Raw genomic sequence first — 17,689 nt, 5'->3', positions numbered from 1 at the left:
TAGAGGTGTATTTTAATTAATGAAAAATGACTACAAAGTAACAACGATCATTGATTTAACCGGAGTAACAAACAATAGAGATTTACACTTGCTATTTAAAGAAAAACTAGTGTTTCCTGATTTTTACGGGGAAAACTGGGATGCCTTTTGGGATGCTATTACTGGTCTAATTGAAATGCCAAGTGAATTGGTGTTTCAAGGGTGGTCTAACTTCAACAAAAACTTACCTTCGGATGCAGCAATGTTAAAAGAAATTCTTGATGAATATAACAAAGAAGTAGCTTCTCAAAAATGCGAAATATATTTCCGATAATCTTGATTAAGTGAATGAAAAGTCTCTTCAGATCTTCTTCTGAAGGGACTTTTATAGGTTTCTAGATACATTGAATACTGATAAGTGGTGTTATGGTAACTACGGTTGTGTAGAACGTATATGTTTAATTTTAAAATAAATATGTATATACAAGTTTTATAATTGTTACGGTTGCTCCAAGATAAGCAAACCATTCCCAAAGGGGTGTTTTTTGTTTGGAATCAGTCATATTGTTAAGTCCTCCTTTTTTATATCTGTTAAACAATATATTACCATAGTCATGTGATCTTTGATTAATTAGATTATCGTAATTAAGTTGTTCTTTACTTCAAATGTGTTTCTTGACCTCTTTATTTATAGCGTTTTGAATGTATACTTTTCTAGTCTTTTTTGAGGGAAATGGGTAAAGTGCGATAAAACCAATAAAATTAAGGAAATGAATGTAAACTAATAATAAAAAGTTTACATTCGAGAAAAGTAAAAAAAGAGTCCTATTAATTTAGGACTCTTTTTTGTTTTAGGGTGATTTTGAACTTTTAAGTTGATGTGGATGTGGTGCTACCTCTAATATACAATTCTATTTCATTTTTAATTAAGCAGAATCCCCAAACAATGTGCAAAGGGACTAAGAACAACACATTATCGCCTTGTTAAAGGCATCTTCAGGGATATATACTTTGTTGTTTTTAACTTTATATGGAATATTATTTTTTTCAAGTATATTTGTATCAACAGAATTTACTGTATCACCCCATTGTATGTATTTGCCGCTGTATCCTTTTGAATACCAAAATACAACAAAAAGAATCAAAAAACCTAAAAATAAAAATACTATTCTCTTTTTTTTCATTTTTTCACCTCTTTATTAATAATACATATATAGGGGTCACCATACATCGCCATCAAGCTAAGAAATGCAAATACCTCATTGCCATCAACCTAAGGTTTTGAATTATCTCCATAACGAAAATTTTATGCATCGTTGACACAACATACTTATTTTAATTTCTTCACGATGACTTCTTTTAAACTGTGTTAGTTAATTTAAAGATAATTAAGACAACCACTCCTATAGCTAAGAATGATTCTTATATATAAAACTTAATTAATTGGTATATACTTCTTGAAACCCTTACTTATAGTTCCATTATAACCATTTTTAGCAAAGAATTTATGTGCTTCTATTCTAGTTGCACTACTTAATAAGATAATTCTTGTGGATCCCCTTGCAATTGATATTTGTTCTACATGTTTTAGTAACTTTTCACCTATCCCATTACCTCGAAAATCTTCATTTACAATCACATACTCTAGAACGGTATATGGTCTAAATTGATATCCAGGATCAAGACAAAAAGTCATAAATATACTTCCTTTAACTTTACAATCTTCCTCATAAACAAATAAGAAATTATTAGAATCATTCCTTATCTGCTCAATTCTTTCTGGTAAGACCTTAATGTTTTTACTATGAGGTGCTAATTTTTTATATAGATTTTCAATTACAATGCTGTCTTTTGGTTCAGCTTCACGAATCATATAATTACCTCCCTCTATTACCATTAATATATCAATGGTTCGAGCTATTCTAATATTACATCTTTTGACTCTATTGTATCCTAGAACAATACTTTTTTGGTGCAATTTAGATAATAAGAGGGTAAAAAAAGAGAATAGGAAGGATGGCGTTTTCTATGAATTTTTCTATTTCAGATGAAATGAATCTATTCTCTCAAGAACTTCAAAATTACTTATCTCCACTTTCTCTTCAACAAATAGCTAAAGAAGTTGGTTTCGTTGGTTCTGTTGCAAAGTTCTCTAAACCACGTTACATTTTAGAAAAATGAGTAGGAGCACGACAAGATGAGATATTTTAAAGGAAAACAGTTTAAGAAAGATATCATTTTAGTAGCCGTTGGCTACTATTGTCGTTTTTCTCTAAGCTATCGTGATGTGTCTGAAATTCTGAAGGAACGTGGTATTTCAGTTCATCCCACAACGATTATGCGCTGGGTACATGAATATGGCAATCTGATGTATCAGATTTGGAAAAAGAAAAACAAAACGGTACAGTTATCTTGGCGTTTGGATGAAGCCTATATTAAAGTCAAAGGAAAATGGTGTTATTTATATCGTGCCCTTGACAAAGAGGGGCAAACGCTTGATATTCAACTGCGTAAAAAGAGAGATACACAAGCTGCATATGCTTTTATGAAAAGACTGGTTCGAACTTATGGAGAACCAACGGTTTTGACTACAGATAAGGCTCCTTCTTTAATTTGCGCATTTAAAAAATTACAGAGGATAGACTTTTACAAAAATACCTTTCATCGTACAACAAAATATCTCAATATTTTTATTCTTTATTGAAGGGCTATTAAGTAACTTGCAAAACAAGTTACCTGATGTTACACTTTAAACATAGACTAACTTGCATAGCAATCTACTGAAAGGAGATGAATTGATGCATAGCCAAATGCTAAAAGGTGTATTAGAAGGCTGTATTTTATATATCATCTCACAGGAAGAAGTATACGGTTATGAACTAAGTACCAAATTGAATCAATATGACTTTACGTTTGTAAGCGAGGGAAGTATTTACCCACTTTTATTACGTATGCAAAAAGAAAAATTAATCGAAGGAACTTTGAAAACCTCTAATCTAGGACCTAAACGTAAGTATTATCATTTAACAGAGAAGGGATTAGAACAATTAGAGGTATTTAAGGGAAGTTGGGATATGGTATCAACAACTGTAAATCGGTTACTAGGAGGGAAGGAAAAAAATGAAACCAGATGAAATGGCTAAAATGAATAATGAAAAAAGAAAGCTTCTAACAGAAGTAAATGAACTGGCTTATGAAAATATTTTAGTATATATTCGCTGTTCAAATGTTCCTGAACGGCAATCAGAAGAACTATTATTGGAGATTTTAGACCATCTCCTTGAATCTCAAAAAGAAGGGAAAAATGCTTATGATATATTTGGAGATGATCTCCAAGCGTATTGTGACGAATTAATTGCCGCCTTACCTCAACAAACAAGGTTTGAAAAATTTTCAACAATTGGTTTTATTATTAGTTTACTACTCGCTATTCAATTTGGAATGGATACGATATCTGCCATAATAACTTCGATTTTTCAAAAAAAATATCCAACTGAAGGTGTGTCATTTGATATCCTGGAAACCACACTATCTGTCACAATTCTTATTGGAGGGCTTTATATTATTTTATATGTAATGAAAGGATTTTCGTTTAAATTCATAATGAATTGGAAGAGCCGAATTATATTCGTATTATCAATTTCTATTCCATTTGGAATATCAGTATTATTGCATATATATTTTAAAAAATACCCTTATCTTTCCTATAACTTAAGTTTATGGCAAGGCGCCTTGATAGCTCTCTTTTTCTACATTTTATATAAATTTTTATTTAAAGTGTCAAGATTCTAATAGCTTATTTAGGAGTCACAATACATCGCTATCAAGCTAACAAAACTAAAGTTCCTTAAAATGAAAAAATACGCTATTCTTTCTGTAGAATCATAGGAAAGGATGGCGTTTTTGGCATGGACTTATCGACTTTTGATAAACTAGAATTGTTTTCTAAAGAGTTGCAACGATATATGTCACCACATGCTTTGGAGCAATTAGCTAGAGAAATAGGATTTGTGAAACGAAAAAGTAAATATCGTGCACAAGATTTAGTAGCTCTTTGTATTTGGTTAAGCGAAAACATAGCAAACACTTCATTGACACAAATTTACTAAGTGGTCAGTTTCTACATGTTCATGTAGGATCAGGAAAGCACAATGATAAAACGTATGGTTCTACTTGTTTAACATCGCTTCAGCCGAACGATGTATGTATACGTGATTTAGGATATTTCGACTTAAAAGACTTACATATTATAGAAGAGTGTAATGCTTATTTTATTTCAAGGTTAAAGCTCAATACACGTATATATCAGAAGAATAAAGAGCCTGAATACTTTCAAAATGGAACATTAAAAAAGAACTCTGAGTACATCCAATTAGATATGGAACAATTCATTGACCAATTACAATCAGGTGAAACATATGAAATTCCTGAAATTTATATTGGAATGTATCAAAAATTTCCTGCAAGACTAATTCTGTATAAATTAACTGAAACGCAAATGGAACGTAGACAAAAGGATTTAGCATCTAAAGAACACAAAAAGCAAATTACCTATAAAGAACGCAGTAAACGGCTTAGTGCAATTAACTTTTACATTACAAATATTCCTTTGGAGTACCTTCCAAAGGAACAAGTATACGATTTTTACTCCTTACGATGGCAAATTGAACTTGTCTTTAAAACATGGAAATCATTTTTTCTTATTCATAACTGTAATTCTGTAAAATTAGAACGACTAGAGTGTCACTTATACGGACAACTAATAAGTATCCTTCTTTGTTCCTCCACCATGTTTCAAATGCGCCAATTACTCCTCACCAAGAAGAAACGAGAGCTGAGTGAATATAAAGCTGTTTATATCATCAAAGATTATATTCCACTTATTTATCAAGCTCTACAAAAAGGCACTCGAGAGCTATCAAAGATATTACTTCGTCTGTTCAATTTTTTACAGAAAAACGGGCGGAAATCCCATAGGTATGAAAAGAAAACAGTCTTTGACATCTTAGGTATCGTATACAACTTTTCTATGTTTCAAAATCATGTAGCGTAATCCAAAAAATTGAAACCCGATAGGGTTTATTTGGTATGCAAACCTTTAAAGAACTTACACCGGATCTTTAGGAAAAAGAAAAAATCTCACGTGAAATTAAACTTATATAAGCTTAGCTTGATGGGCATGTGGCGGTACCCCTACAAATAATCTCATTTACTAATACAACATCACCATGCTACAATATTATTACTAACGACGGAAAGGATGATGGGTGGACGATGATTAACTAATCTTATTTTTAAATGTTGAAATTTGATATTTCAATTTATAAAAAGTAGGATTAGTCTGCCCATTTTCCATAAGAAAGTAAAGCTATTTCATACAATAGCTTATTTGGGTATAAATAATATAACGACTAGTCCTGCCAAATTTAATTGGGAGGGTTTTTTTGTTCCCCTTTTAAAGAAAGGAATGGATAGTATGAGGGAATTATTAAAAATAAAAGATGTTTGTGTGGAAATAATGGAAAATACTCTGTTAGAACAAATAAACATTACAGTGAAACAAGGAGATATTATCGGAGTTATAGGAAAAAATGGTACGGGAAAATCCACTTTGCTACAATTGATAAATGGAAAAATAGAACCAGTAAAAGGGCAACTAGAGTGGCAACAGATGAACGTAACAATGTCATATGTTGAACAAGAAAAAGAGACATATACACCTAACGAAGTAACAACGGTAGAAGCTGAACTTCTTTCAAAATGGGGCGTACCAACAAACGATTTTCATAAGTTAAGTGGCGGAGAAAAACTTAAAATCCGACTTGCAAAAGGATTTGCGAAAGGTACAAACCTTCTAATGTTAGATGAACCGACGAATCATTTAGATGAACAGAGTACAGCATTGCTCATTGAACAGATAAAAAACAATAGTGGAACAATCATCTTTGTATCACATGATCGATATTTCTTAGATGCTGTTGCAACGAAAATTTGGTCGATAGAAGATAAAAAACTAATTGAGCATAAAGGGAATTACACAAGTTATATGAAAACTCGAGAGCAAAAAAGACTCACTCAGCATCGCGAATATGAAAAGCAACAAAAAAATATTGAACGTATCGAATCACAAATGAAAGAATTAACATCATGGTCGCAAAAAGCACATGCACAGTCGACTAAAAAAGAGGGAGTTAAAGAATATTATCGTGTAAAAGCGAAACGAACGGATGCACAAGTAAAGTCGAAACAAAAGCGTCTTGAAAAAGAGCTTGAAAAAACGAAAATAGAATGCGTTAAGCCAGACCCTATTGTAGAGTTTTCAATCCAAGCAAATAAAAAGGTAGGAAAACGTTTTTTGGAAGTGAAACAATTAAAAAAATGTTTTGAGAAACGAACATTATTTGAGAAAGTTAATTTTACAATTCAACATGGTGAGAAGATTTCAATAATAGGTCCTAATGGCTGCGGGAAAACAACATTATTGAAAATGATTATGGGACATGAAACGGTTGAAGGTGAAGTATGGATTTCACCATCTGCAAACATTGGTTATTTAACACAAGAAGTATTTGATTTACCACTTGAAAAAGCACCGGAACAGTTATTCTATAAAGAGACTTTTGAAGAAAGAGGAAAAGTACAAAGTTTAATGAATCATTTAGGATTTAAATCTTCTCAATGGACAGAGCCAATCAAACACATGAGTATGGGTGAACGTGTAAAGTGTAAGCTGATGGCGTATATATTAGATGAAAAAGATGTGCTTATTTTAGATGAGCCGACAAATCATCTTGACTTACCTTCACGTGAACAGCTTGAAAATACATTAGCACAATATAATGGTACACTGCTTGTTGTTTCACATGATCGGTACTTCCTTGAAAAAACAACTAACAGTAGACTGGTGTTTTCAAACAATAGCATACAAAAGCAATTGAAAGAAACATCTCAAAAAAAAGATAATCTCGCTGAATTACGTTTAAAGCTTGAAACAGAAAGACAAGAAGTTTTAGGAAAACTCAGCTTTTTAACCCTTAAAGATGAATCATACATGGAACTTGATAAAAGATTCAAAGAACTTACAAAGCAAATAAAGGAGCTTTAATCGAAAATACTTGTAATTGTAATCTTTTATAGGGAAAATTAAGCAAATATTAATATATGAACCCATATAAATTGAACGCTTGTTTATACAATAAGAATTTATGTGCTTTCGTCTGGATGAAACAAACATAGCTAAACAAAAAATAAGAGGTAAGTATATTTTAAACATGACTAATATGTACTTACCTTTATTTTTTAAGGATGTTTAACTTCTAAATCTTAATAACATACAGATTCGCTTTTTGTTGGCGGGACCCCATGCCAATTGACTTAAGAAACAGATAATCCCCCAAACGATAAAAGTAAGCATTTTTCTATCCAAATGGAAACAAAATTTTCGTTATGGGGGTATCTCAAAATATTAGCTTGATGAGTATGTTGGCTTATCAAAAAATTATAAAATAGTTACCGCAATGGTAAAATTTTATAATGATAAAAAAGAAAGGGGAATCTCTATGAAATTGCTACGTTCATTTCTCATTCTCACTCTTGTTGTATTGTTAAGCGCATGCAATACAGCAACAAAAGTCACAAAGGTTCAAGAAAATGGCGAAACGACTTTAAAAATTGGCTCCCTGCAAGGGTATCACGATGTGCAAACGATTAAAACTGAAAAAGGAAATGTGGAAATTCCTTATGAGGCAGCCGTTGAAGAAGGTACGATTTTATTGCAAGTCACAAAAGACGATAAGGTCATTTGTGAAGAAGAAGTCACTTCTCAGAAAGAAGGTTTGCTTTTTTTTGAAGCGCCAAAATCCGGATCATATGATTTAATTGTACGCGTGAAGGGTGAAGAAGAGAAAGCGAAAGGAATTCAAATACATACGAAGCTATGAAAAAACGGCAAGCGGAGTGTACCCGCTTGCCGTTTCCATTTCCAGTTGGTTCTGGCACAACACATGCTCATCAATTTAAGGGGTTCAGCCGAGATATGTGTAAAACTAGATCATGGCGATACATTTTTTACCAAATGTTGTTTTTCGTTGATATTTGTAACATAAACGTTCGTTTTTGTTACGTTTTGTATTTGAACATATGAAATATCCTAACCGTTGAATTAGTTGTAACAAAATACTGTATCAAAAATAATCCGTAACATTATTAATAAAATGCCTTTTTGTTACACAGAAATCTGATAATGGAAATAAAATACAGACTATGACCCGAAATTACATGTATCTCGGTTGAACCCCAATAGGGTTTACTCTACTGGGACGAACTATGAAACATTGCTACACAAGACTTCTTATCCTTAACGTTGTAAAAGCGCAAAATCCTGAAGCTACCCCAAATTGAACATTTTATTCATAAAATGTTCAATTTATATCCATTGTGAAAATGCTCACAATAGATATAATGAATATATATATATGTATATATAAACATACCTGTTTTGAGGAATTATAGTGTTTATTAATTTTTTAAGAACTGATAAACGAGCTACTTTTATATTATTATATTTACGCACTAGCATTGCGTAAATATAATCGCAATTTTCAGAAAAATATTCTCTCTGAATTTGAGAAAAAAAGTCAAACTCAAAAGAAAGGTGACTTTGTTCATTTGAAAAAATATCCAGTTTAACCAAAATCAAAAATGCTAACGACAAATGTTCCTTTACGACGGACCAGCTCTTACATCAAACTTCCGTATCCAAACATAAGATGGTTTCCAGATAGCCGCCTTTAGCCAACGTGTGATTCGTAAGAGAGGTTTATTACTTTTCATTCCAATTGAACCAAAACATGTAAGAAAAAGGTGATGAGGAGAAGTATATTTCCCTTTGTATCAACGACTTCAAGAAGGCGAAAGATATTCTCTGTGCGATTTTGTGTGCAGCCGATATAAACCATTTTATCAGATAGAACGGCACTATCTTTAGGAAGTGAAAAGGATTCTATTTCACGAATAACAGCGTTTTTCTTCAGTCGGGAAACGAAAAAATATGCATCGTCTGTCATTCGATCGAATCTTTCGTAATCCACATATGCGTGATCAAACACATACATGGCATCTTTCTCATCCACAAGAACTTCAAGTTGATTTCTGTTATGTTTGATTGCATTGGTAATCACTGCTTTTTCAGGATAAACGGTTTCCTTATCCATGAAGACAAGTCGCAAGTGAAGTTTTACTCCTGCCTTCGTTTGACGGAACTCAACCCATTTATAGTTGGTTAAGTTCAAAGGAAGCGTACTTGAATCAATGACTTTCAACGGCATGTTCTTTCCATCTTGATGAAAGCGTTTTCTTGCGAAGGATTATTTTAGAAAATAACGAACCTTTGACGCAAGAAATTATGTGTTATAAGTAACAATTTAGAATCAATTAATCTTGAAAAATGCCATGCTATCAAGGTTAAATTTAGTAAATATAGGAAAATTAAAACGATTGATGCAAGTAATAATGCAGAATCATAACTACTAGTTCTTAACAATTGTGGTGAAGTAAGTCTATAGATACAAGTAAAAAACACTAAACTAAAGAAATAGTATTTGCAGGATATACTCTACTAAAAGATGTTGATTTATCTAACAATAAATAATTAGAAAATTTAACTATTACAGTTGCTGGTGAATTGGAGATTCGCAAACTCATTATCGATAGTAAACAAAATTTGATGAAAAAAGCTAAACTTCAATAGCCTAGGAGTGTAGGAGGTGGTTTTCTTAGGGATGGAAAAAGTTATTTTTTAATAGACAAAGATTGACGAAACGAAGAAGAAATAGTTGTGTTGGTTGCGTCTATTCAGAAAAAATTAGGATGAAATATTTAGGAGGTAGAGAGATGGTAGGGATTATCCTAGCAAGCCATGGCGAATTTGCTGAAGGCATCTTACAATCTGGCGCAATGATTTTTGGAGAACAAGAAAACGTTAAGGCTGTTACCTTAATGCCAAGCGAAGGTCCAGACGATTTGAGAGCAAAAATGGAAGCAGCAGTTGCATCTTTTGATAATCAAGATGAAGTATTATTCTTAGTCGATCTATGGGGCGGTACTCCATTCAATCAAGCTAACGGCTTGTATGAAGAACACAAAGACAATTGGGCAATCGTTGCTGGTATGAATTTACCAATGGTGATTGAAGCTTATGCATCCCGTTTATCAATGATGTCTGCTCAAGAAATCGCAGCACATATCGTTAAAACGGCAAAAGAAGGGGTTAGAATTAAACCTGAAGAGCTAGAACCCAAAGAAAATACTGATACCGCAGTTGCTGAAGATGGACAAGCAAAAGGTACACTTGCTCCAGGTACAGTAGTTGGTGACGGGAAAATCAAGTTCGTTTTAGTCCGTGTGGATTCTCGTTTATTGCATGGTCAGGTAGCGACTGCATGGACAAAGTCTACACAACCAGATCGTATTATCATAGTTTCAGATGCAGTGTCTAGAGACGACCTTCGTAAGAAATTGATCGAACAGGCGGCACCACCGGGGGTTAAGGCAAATGTTATTCCAATCAGCAAAATGATTGAAGTTGCAAAAGATCCCCGTTTTGGTAACACTAATGCACTAGTATTATTTGAAAACCCACTAGATGTCCTAAGAGTTATTGAGGGTGGTGTGGATATTAAAGAAGTTAACGTTGGTTCTATGGCTCATTCAACCGGTAAAGTTGTCGTTAGTAAGGTACTTTCTATGGGACGAGAAGATGTTGAGGCTTTCGAGAAAATGAAAGAAAAAGGCATTCAGTTTGATGTACGTAAAGTACCTAATGATTCTCGTGCAAACATGGATGACATTCTAAAAAAAGCGAAGGTTGAATTAGCATAGTGACATAGCAAATTTAAATGAAATGGGGGCCCATAATGTCTACTATAGAAATAGTTTTAGTAATACTAATTGCTTTTCTAGCTGGTATGGAAGGAATATTAGATGAATTTCAATTCCATCAACCACTAGTGGCATGTACATTAATCGGTTTAGTAACAGGTAACTTGGAGGCTGGTATTGTTCTTGGCGGTACACTTCAAATGATTGCACTTGGATGGGCAAATATCGGGGCAGCCGTAGCGCCAGATGCTGCATTGGCATCAGTTGCATCAGCAATTATTTTAGTATTAGGCGGACAAGGTGTTAGCGGTGTTGCATCAGCAATCGCAGTAGCGGTTCCACTTGCAGTAGCAGGCCTTTTCTTAACAATGATCGTTCGTACACTTGCTGTCCCTATCGTACACATGATGGATACGGCAGCTGAAGAAGGAAATATTAAAAAAATCGAAGTGTTACACATCGCTGCGGTGTGTTTACAAGGGATCCGAATTGCGATTCCTGCAGGAGCACTTTTATTTATCCCTGCACAAAGCGTTCAAGGATTCTTGGAATCAATGCCTGCATGGTTAACTGACGGAATGGCTATTGGTGGTGGAATGGTTGTTGCTGTTGGTTATGCATTAGTTATTAATATGATGGCAACAAAAGAGGTATGGCCATTCTTCATTATTGGTTTCGTAATAGCCGCAATTTCTCAATTAACACTTATTGCACTTGGTGCATTGGGTGTGGCTTTAGCTCTTATTTACTTGAGACTTTCTAAAATGGGTGGTTCTTCAAATGGCGGTGGAGGCAACTCTGGCGACCCACTTGGCGATATCTTAAACGATTATTAATTCAGAAGGAGGAGAAGAGAAATGGCAGAAAAAATTCAATTAACAAAAAGAGATCGCTTAGCCGTTGCATGGCGTTCTACGTTTATTCAGGGTTCTTGGAACTATGAACGTATGCAGAATGGTGGTTGGGCCTTCTCGATGATTCCAGCAATCAAAAAATTATATAAATCAAAAGAAGATCGAAAAGCAGCGTTAAAACGTCACTTGGAATTCTTCAATACGCATCCTTATATTGCTTCACCAATTCTAGGAGTTACATTAGCACTTGAAGAAGAACGTGCTAATGGTGCAGAAGTTGATGATGTGGCAATTCAAGGGGTCAAAGTTGGGATGATGGGTCCTTTAGCCGGTGTTGGTGATCCAGTATTCTGGTTTACTTTACGTCCGATGTTAGGTGCTTTAGGGGCATCATTAGCAATGGGTGGAAATATCCTTGGGCCAATCCTTTTCTTCTTAGCTTGGAATCTGATTCGTTGGGGATTTATGTGGTATACACAAGAATTTGGTTATAAAGCCGGTTCTAAAATCACTGATGATCTTTCAGGTGGATTATTACAAGATATTACAAAAGGTGCATCAATCCTTGGTATGTTCGTACTTGCTGCCTTAGTGCAACGGTGGGTATCAATTAAATTCCAGCCAGTCGTATCTGAAGTTCAGTTAGATAAAGGTGCGTATATTGAATGGGACAAACTTCCTGGAAATGGCGAAGGGATTCGTCAAGCTTTTGAACAAGTAAACTCAGGAATGGCACTTTCACCTACGAAAGTAACGACCTTACAAGATAACTTGGATCAATTAATTCCTGGTTTGGCTGCATTGCTTCTGACATTCTTATGTATGTGGTTGCTTAAGAAAAAAGTCAGCCCAATTGTTATTATTCTTTCCCTATTCGTAGTTGGGGTAGTTGGTCACGTAATCGGACTTTTATAATTAAAGTTGCTGATGCTTTCAATTCTTAAGGTTTATTATTTAGGAATTGTTGAGATTGAAGTGTAGTTTAGTAGCAGACTTTTGTAGCCTGTGAATCGATAATAGTTCGCATACAAAAAGTGGCTGGAGATTATTGTTTCAGCCACTTTTTGTATTGACTTAATTGTTTGAAGAAACGAATAATAAATAAGATAAATGAAATGGAGCGGATATGATGGTTCAATCAATTAATAAAAAGGTAGATTTAGTAATAGATGCCACCGCTTTTACGGGACTTACGGACTATGGGAAAATTATGATTGGTGATAAAGGGTTTGAATTTTATAATTCTCGTGATGCGCGTAAATTTATTCAAATTCCGTGGAAGGAAGTAGATTACGTTATAGCCTCTGTGATGTTTAAGGGGAAATGGATTCCGCGTTATGCGATTGAAACGAAGAGAAATGGGACCTTCACCTTTTCTTCTAAGGAACCTAAGAAAGTTCTTCGGGCTATACGAGAATATGTAGATCCAGATCATATGGTACAGTCTCTAAGTTTCTTTGATGTTATTAAACGAGCTTTTAAGTCGATAGGTAAAAAGAAATAATGGAATGAAAAGAAGGGATGTACTTTTCATATAGGCGTACCGCCCATATTTTAACTAATATATACGCTAAGCAAAACTCGACATGAGAAAACGTTGATTTTACTACTCTAAGCAAATTATCTAATCTCTAAAATGGGTAATTCATTTCAATGTAAAATGATTTAAAAATAGCTTAAATAGTGTCTCAAAACTTATGTTTAATCAAAATCTCAATTGAAATTGTGCTATTAGGTTTTGAGAATCTCTTAGCGTATAAAAACGTTAAAATGTGCGTGCTATCCCATTAAAGACTTATCCAACCATGAATACATGCTTACAAATATTTTTAAATCACAAGTAGTTGAGAAAAACGCATCTGAAAAAGCAATGAAGGATTTTGCTTTCGATTTCTGGCAAAACTCAAAATATAACTATCGTGGTGTAGACACTGCAACAAGCGAGGTAACATTAGCAAATGAGCGACAAATGGAAAAAGCGTTAAGTAAAATGAATAAATAACACAAAAGCCCTTCTCACATGAGCGGGCTTTTTATTATGCATCTAAACTAGCTGCCATTTCTTCCAAAACGTTTTCTTTCATATATAGAAACGCCGCTTCCTCATCCTTTGTCATCCCTCTTTGAGAAGACATTCCATCTAATAATAACCATTCTGCATCACCAACGATGTTTCTGTATTTCACCTTATCCTCATCACGTAACAACATCGCTAACATTTCTTCAGTGCTAGCGATTGATAGTGTTCTCCCACTTTCATCAACAAAATAAACCCCTATGGTATCAATTGCTTTGTAAATTTCAAAACGATATTCTTTGTGGCCACGTTTTACTGCCGCATGATAAAAAGTTAGTTGCTGCCCGCTAGACATCGATAATTCGTATAGATTCAATATCTCCATCTCCTTATGTAATGCATTGAATATTGAATAACGTAAAAAGGGGACGAGGTAATGGAACAGGTAGACTTACACGGATTGACGGTAAATTGTAAAAATATTCTTGTTTGTTAAAATTAATTATGTTAGTTTTATTCTGAATTTTCAATAAAATAACAAGAGAGGCCTACCATGAATTTTACTAGTAGTCACAAAACTAAACATTGGGTACAAATAATTAAAGAATTTTTGGGTAATTCAAAACTAGAAAGTATTTTAGCGGATAGCGATTCTGAACAGTTTCCTTGGTATGTTAGGCAAGAAGCGGGAAAAAAAGATTTAATTGGTCTTGACATTGATGTCGCAGATGGTGGAAGCGGTTTATCTGCTGTAACAATGGGTCACATTTATCATGAGTGCGGTCGAACAAGTGTGAATACACGGGAACTTTTTGGAGCTGGCCACGGTAGACTCATCGCCAAATTTGGTACGCCTGAACAAAAAAAGAGGTATTTACCTCGTTTAATAAGTGGTGAATTGCTAGTCGGCGTTGGATTGACAGAACCAAATTGTGGTTCAGACCTCGCTAAAACTCAAACGACAGCAGTGAGAAATGGTGATTATTATATTCTAAACGGGGAGAAAGAGTGGGTTAGTAGGGTTGAAGAGTCTGATGTTTTAAGTACATTATTGATAAGTTACCCGCTGATATGGATATGATGAGTGTTCTTAGAACTGCTGTTTCATCCATTGGACAGTCTAATTTCAATGAATCACTTCATATGAATCAAGTGATATCTATCATAGCAAAGTTACCGACCATTATTTCATATCGTTATAGAAAGTTAAACGAGGAAGCTCCTATTGAGCCAGATCCAATATTAAGTCATACCGCCAATTATCTCTATATGTTAAAAGGACATATCCCGTCCAAAATAGAAATAAGAGCTTTAGAAGCTTACTTTATTTTAACTCAAGACCATGGTATAAACCCTTCAACATTCACAGGCAGGATTGTCTCATCAACTCGTTCGGATTTAATATCTTCCATAACAGCCGCGATTGGAGCATTAAAAGGCCCTTTACATGGAGGAGCATCTTCTAAAATTACAGAGATGTTAGAGTCAATTGGAGATAAACAAAATGTAGAAGCTTGGGTAAGGAAAGCAATGGAAAATGGTGAAAGATTAATGGGATTTGGACATCGTAGTTATAAAACTACAGATCCACGTTCAATTGCTCTTCGCTCTATTGCAATTGAATTATCAAAGGATTCCAAGTGGATGGACTTGGCTGTTTATGTAGAAAAATTAGTTATAGATTTATTAAAAGAATATAAACCGAATCGTAAACTATATACAAATGTTGAATTTTATACAGCAGCTGTAATGAAAGCGATTGGCTTCAGTACAGATTTATATACTCCAACTTTTGCAATTAGTCGAGTAATCGGTTGGTGTGCGCATATTACAGAGGCAGCTGAAGAAAGGTTAATTTACCCAAGATCAGTATATAAAGGAAGATTAAATCGTCTATAAGGGGTGGTAATCAATCATGAGATTTCTAGTATTATTTCTGGCTACAGCAAATGCGTTCATTCTTCTCTATGCACCTCAGCCTTTGCTACCTATTTGGGAAGAAGAATTTCAGTTATCCATCTCTGCTGTCAGTCATACAATTTCTATTACAATTATCACTTTAGCAATCACTTCTTTTATTCTGGCACCATTATTTGATTTATACGATCGAAAAAAAATCATCTTAGCAGCAAGTATAGCTTTAATTATTCCAAGTGCCATGATTGCCATAACGGATTCGTTTAATGGGATTTTATTTTGGAGATTTGTGTATGGTTTATTCATACCTGGCGTAACTGCTGTTATTATGGCTTATGCCTCTGAAGAGTTTCCAACAAAACATCGCGGTAAAATTATGGGCATTTATGTAAGTGCGAATGTTGGGGGAGGGTTGTTAGGTCGAGTTGTTTCTGGTCCAATAGCCGACCTATTTTCTTGGAAAGCAGTTTTTGGATTCATGTCCATATTCTCTACGGCTGTCGTTTTCCTTATATGGATATACTTACCAAAACCTAAAAACCAAACAAAAAAGAGCGAAAAAAGTTTTCTTGTTCATTTTAAGAATCCTGCCTTAGTCGGAACATCTGCAATTGGTTTCGCCCAATTTTTTGCATTTATTAGCTTCTTCACTTATATTCCATTTTATGTAAGTGGGGCACTTTTTCATTTTACTATTACAGAAATTTCGTTATTATATCTCACTTATGCATTTGGATTATTATCGGCTCCAATATCAGGGTATGTATCAGATAAAATTGGTAGACGATGGACAATGGCTAACGGTCATATAATTGGAGTAATAGGGATACTACTGACACTTGTTGGAACATTGCCTGCAATTATTATTGGTGCTTCTCTGTTGGCTTTTGGAAATTTCGCATCACAATCAGCAACTACAGCTTTCATTACTGACGTTGCGACAACATCTCGTGGGGCAGCTACATCCCTCTATTTATTCTTTTTCTATCTAGGTGGGAGTCTTGGCTCTTGGATTCCAGGTATTATATGGGATAAATTCGCATGGGATGGGGTTGTGTTTGCTACAACGAGTACAATTTTTATGGCACTGATGATCAACGCCTTCTTAACGAAAAAGACAACATCTGTTCAAAATATTTCTGCTTAATAAAAGAAAGCATTTAAGTAATATTTCTAGTTAAAATTACTACGTAAACTATACTTATAAAAGTAAGAAGAACAATCAATGCTATTCTTTTGGTTCTGGTGCAAAGATAAAATAAAAGAGAATAAAGCGTATATATTCCTAGCGGAAACGTATCTTATGCTGCATGCCCAAACAATTGATGGATGAATTCTTTCTGATTTTGGACAGACTGATCCCGTAAATCATTCTGTTCTTTTTTGATCATATGCATGGCTTCTACTCCCGGAAGAATGAATGTAGCTGTGTCAAAAGACTTGAATCCCAACATAGAACGCACACGTTTCTTAATAAAACGGTGGTCTTGTTCTACTATATTATTGAGATATCTAACTTGCCTTAGTTGTATACCTTCAGGCATATGTTTCTCTTCTTTTAACTCTTGAATCGCTACAGGGTAGGCAGGGTTCTTATCCACTGTTATCACGCGAGGTTTAGAAACGTACGAAAAAGCCAAGGCTTTCTTGAAAAAGCGCTTGGCTGCTTGTTTATTTCTTGATTCACATAGATAAAAATCAATCGTATTCCCTTCTGAATCGACTGCACGATATAAGTACATCTATTGTCCTTTTACTTTAATATAGGTTTCATCGGCTCTCCAAGAGTCATTAGTTAGCTTAAGGTGACGTCGTACTCTTGCATCTAATTCAGGTCCATATTGATGAACCCAACGCATAATGGTTGTGTGGGCAATGGACAAACCTCGTTCCTCCATCATTTCCACCAAATCACGAAAGCTCAAGTTGTAACGTAGATACCATCTCACCGTTAATAAAATAATGTCAGGCTGATAATGTTTCCATTTGAACAAATTTTGGTTTTCCATACCGATCACACCCTTTTTTAGAGTAATAGTATCAG

16 protein-coding genes and 5 pseudogenes are annotated in these 17,689 nt (G+C 34.4%); 16 read left to right on the top strand and 5 right to left on the bottom strand.

Annotation, left to right across the window (positions count from 1 at the left end; translation table 11 throughout):
• Positions 1-19: 19 nt before the first annotated feature.
• Positions 20-313: a barstar family protein gene (locus QUF99_RS18205; protein ID WP_033798483.1), complete on the top strand. Its 294-nt coding sequence runs from the start codon at positions 20-22 to the stop codon at positions 311-313.
• A gap of 625 nt (positions 314-938) precedes the next feature.
• Here QUF99_RS18205 and QUF99_RS18200 read toward each other — a convergent pair.
• Both QUF99_RS18200 and QUF99_RS18195 read right to left on the bottom strand, forming a co-directional pair.
• Positions 939-1,163: a hypothetical protein gene (locus tag QUF99_RS18200; RefSeq protein WP_289371738.1), complete on the bottom strand. Its 225-nt coding sequence runs from the start codon at positions 1,161-1,163 to the stop codon at positions 939-941.
• A 251-nt stretch (positions 1,164-1,414) separates the two neighbouring features.
• Entirely contained in the window at positions 1,415-1,852 is a 438-nt protein-coding gene (locus QUF99_RS18195) for a GNAT family N-acetyltransferase (protein ID WP_289371737.1), read from the bottom strand.
• Between the two features lie 143 nt (positions 1,853-1,995).
• Between QUF99_RS18195 and QUF99_RS18190 the strand changes: the two genes are divergently transcribed.
• The 7 genes and pseudogenes from QUF99_RS18190 to QUF99_RS18160 all read left to right on the top strand — a co-directional run bounded on the left by QUF99_RS18190 (position 1,996) and on the right by QUF99_RS18160 (position 7,919).
• Positions 1,996-2,160 carry a hypothetical protein gene (locus QUF99_RS18190; RefSeq protein ID WP_289371736.1) on the top strand — a complete coding sequence of 55 codons (165 nt, stop codon included), beginning with the start codon at positions 1,996-1,998 and terminating at the stop codon, positions 2,158-2,160.
• Positions 2,161-2,176: 16 nt separating this feature from the next.
• A pseudogene (locus tag QUF99_RS18185) lies at positions 2,177-2,674 on the top strand (IS6 family transposase); the annotation flags it as partial.
• 103 nt (positions 2,675-2,777) lie between these two features.
• A complete protein-coding gene (locus QUF99_RS18180; RefSeq protein WP_289371735.1) occupies positions 2,778-3,113 on the top strand; it encodes a PadR family transcriptional regulator in 336 nt (111 codons plus the stop codon).
• Positions 3,100-3,771, top strand: a complete 672-nt coding sequence (locus QUF99_RS18175) for a hypothetical protein (protein ID WP_289371733.1) — start codon at positions 3,100-3,102, stop codon at positions 3,769-3,771. Before QUF99_RS18180 ends, QUF99_RS18175 begins: the two co-directional genes overlap by 14 nt.
• Before the next feature lie 116 nt (positions 3,772-3,887).
• A pseudogene (locus tag QUF99_RS18170) lies at positions 3,888-5,032 on the top strand (IS4 family transposase).
• Between the two features lie 423 nt (positions 5,033-5,455).
• Entirely contained in the window at positions 5,456-7,084 is a 1,629-nt protein-coding gene (gene abc-f, locus QUF99_RS18165; RefSeq protein WP_289371732.1) for a ribosomal protection-like ABC-F family protein, read from the top strand.
• Between the two features lie 454 nt (positions 7,085-7,538).
• Complete coding sequence (locus QUF99_RS18160) at positions 7,539-7,919, top strand: BA_1872 family lipoprotein (RefSeq protein ID WP_289371729.1); 381 nt, start codon at positions 7,539-7,541, stop codon at positions 7,917-7,919.
• Positions 7,920-8,700: 781 nt separating this feature from the next.
• Here QUF99_RS18160 and QUF99_RS18155 read toward each other — a convergent pair.
• A pseudogene (locus QUF99_RS18155) lies at positions 8,701-9,302 on the bottom strand (transposase); the annotation flags it as partial.
• Between the two features lie 568 nt (positions 9,303-9,870).
• Between QUF99_RS18155 and QUF99_RS18150 the strand changes: the two are divergent.
• The 5 genes and pseudogenes from QUF99_RS18150 to QUF99_RS18130 form a co-directional block, all read left to right on the top strand.
• The gene (locus QUF99_RS18150) at positions 9,871-10,857 is read left to right on the top strand and encodes a mannose/fructose/sorbose PTS transporter subunit IIA (protein WP_289371727.1); all 987 of its coding nucleotides are present in this window, start codon (positions 9,871-9,873) and stop codon (positions 10,855-10,857) included.
• A gap of 35 nt (positions 10,858-10,892) precedes the next feature.
• The gene (locus QUF99_RS18145; protein ID WP_289371725.1) at positions 10,893-11,693 is read left to right on the top strand and encodes a PTS mannose/fructose/sorbose transporter subunit IIC; all 801 of its coding nucleotides are present in this window, start codon (positions 10,893-10,895) and stop codon (positions 11,691-11,693) included.
• 21 nt (positions 11,694-11,714) lie between these two features.
• Complete coding sequence (locus tag QUF99_RS18140) at positions 11,715-12,626, top strand: PTS system mannose/fructose/sorbose family transporter subunit IID (RefSeq protein ID WP_289371724.1); 912 nt, start codon at positions 11,715-11,717, stop codon at positions 12,624-12,626.
• Positions 12,627-12,840: 214 nt separating this feature from the next.
• The gene (locus QUF99_RS18135) at positions 12,841-13,215 is read left to right on the top strand and encodes a DUF956 family protein (protein ID WP_289371721.1); all 375 of its coding nucleotides are present in this window, start codon (positions 12,841-12,843) and stop codon (positions 13,213-13,215) included.
• A gap of 282 nt (positions 13,216-13,497) precedes the next feature.
• Positions 13,498-13,713, top strand: a pseudogene (locus QUF99_RS18130) (hypothetical protein); the annotation flags it as partial.
• Positions 13,714-13,747: 34 nt separating this feature from the next.
• Here the strand turns inward: QUF99_RS18130 and QUF99_RS18125 are convergent.
• Positions 13,748-14,104: a hypothetical protein gene (locus QUF99_RS18125; RefSeq protein ID WP_289371718.1), complete on the bottom strand. Its 357-nt coding sequence runs from the start codon at positions 14,102-14,104 to the stop codon at positions 13,748-13,750.
• Between the two features lie 177 nt (positions 14,105-14,281).
• On the opposite strand from QUF99_RS18125, the gene QUF99_RS18120 reads away from it, so the two are divergent.
• Genes QUF99_RS18120 through QUF99_RS18110 form a run of 3 tightly spaced genes read left to right on the top strand, consistent with a single transcriptional unit; the run spans position 14,282 to position 16,792 of the window.
• The gene (locus QUF99_RS18120; protein WP_289371716.1) at positions 14,282-14,809 is read left to right on the top strand and encodes an acyl-CoA dehydrogenase family protein; all 528 of its coding nucleotides are present in this window, start codon (positions 14,282-14,284) and stop codon (positions 14,807-14,809) included.
• Complete coding sequence (locus QUF99_RS18115) at positions 14,809-15,627, top strand: citrate/2-methylcitrate synthase (RefSeq protein WP_289371715.1); 819 nt, start codon at positions 14,809-14,811, stop codon at positions 15,625-15,627. Before QUF99_RS18120 ends, QUF99_RS18115 begins: the two co-directional genes overlap by 1 nt.
• 16 nt (positions 15,628-15,643) lie before the next feature.
• Positions 15,644-16,792, top strand: a complete 1,149-nt coding sequence (locus QUF99_RS18110) for an MFS transporter (RefSeq protein WP_289371713.1) — start codon at positions 15,644-15,646, stop codon at positions 16,790-16,792.
• Between the two features lie 154 nt (positions 16,793-16,946).
• Here the strand turns inward: QUF99_RS18110 and QUF99_RS18105 are convergent.
• A pseudogene (locus QUF99_RS18105) lies at positions 16,947-17,654 on the bottom strand (IS6 family transposase).
• Positions 17,655-17,689: the final 35 nt, after the last annotated feature.

The organism is Bacillus sp. DX4.1 (genome assembly GCF_030348195.1).
GTDB lineage: Bacteria > Bacillota > Bacilli > Bacillales > Bacillaceae_G > Bacillus_A.
The sequence above is the reverse complement of the archived record's forward strand: the minus strand, read 5'-3'. Positions and strand labels throughout refer to the sequence as shown.

What these genes read in the sequence shown, in the direction of transcription:
- QUF99_RS18150 (WP_289371727.1), top strand. Translation starts at nt 9,871, where the DNA reads ATGGTAGGGATTATCCTAGCAAGCCATGGCGAATTTGCTGAAGGCATC.
- QUF99_RS18115 (WP_289371715.1), top strand. Translation starts at nt 14,809, where the DNA reads ATGAGTGTTCTTAGAACTGCTGTTTCATCCATTGGACAGTCTAATTTC.
- QUF99_RS18110 (WP_289371713.1), top strand. Translation starts at nt 15,644, where the DNA reads ATGAGATTTCTAGTATTATTTCTGGCTACAGCAAATGCGTTCATTCTT.
- QUF99_RS18195 (WP_289371737.1), bottom strand. Translation starts at nt 1,852, where the DNA reads ATGATTCGTGAAGCTGAACCAAAAGACAGCATTGTAATTGAAAATCTA.
- abc-f (WP_289371732.1), top strand. Translation starts at nt 5,456, where the DNA reads ATGAGGGAATTATTAAAAATAAAAGATGTTTGTGTGGAAATAATGGAA.
- QUF99_RS18175 (WP_289371733.1), top strand. Translation starts at nt 3,100, where the DNA reads ATGAAACCAGATGAAATGGCTAAAATGAATAATGAAAAAAGAAAGCTT.
- QUF99_RS18190 (WP_289371736.1), top strand. Translation starts at nt 1,996, where the DNA reads ATGGCGTTTTCTATGAATTTTTCTATTTCAGATGAAATGAATCTATTC.
- QUF99_RS18200 (WP_289371738.1), bottom strand. Translation starts at nt 1,163, where the DNA reads ATGAAAAAAAAGAGAATAGTATTTTTATTTTTAGGTTTTTTGATTCTT.
- QUF99_RS18160 (WP_289371729.1), top strand. Translation starts at nt 7,539, where the DNA reads ATGAAATTGCTACGTTCATTTCTCATTCTCACTCTTGTTGTATTGTTA.
- QUF99_RS18145 (WP_289371725.1), top strand. Translation starts at nt 10,893, where the DNA reads ATGTCTACTATAGAAATAGTTTTAGTAATACTAATTGCTTTTCTAGCT.
- QUF99_RS18120 (WP_289371716.1), top strand. Translation starts at nt 14,282, where the DNA reads ATGAATTTTACTAGTAGTCACAAAACTAAACATTGGGTACAAATAATT.
- QUF99_RS18135 (WP_289371721.1), top strand. Translation starts at nt 12,841, where the DNA reads ATGGTTCAATCAATTAATAAAAAGGTAGATTTAGTAATAGATGCCACC.
- QUF99_RS18205 (WP_033798483.1), top strand. Translation starts at nt 20, where the DNA reads ATGAAAAATGACTACAAAGTAACAACGATCATTGATTTAACCGGAGTA.
- QUF99_RS18180 (WP_289371735.1), top strand. Translation starts at nt 2,778, where the DNA reads ATGCATAGCCAAATGCTAAAAGGTGTATTAGAAGGCTGTATTTTATAT.
- QUF99_RS18140 (WP_289371724.1), top strand. Translation starts at nt 11,715, where the DNA reads ATGGCAGAAAAAATTCAATTAACAAAAAGAGATCGCTTAGCCGTTGCA.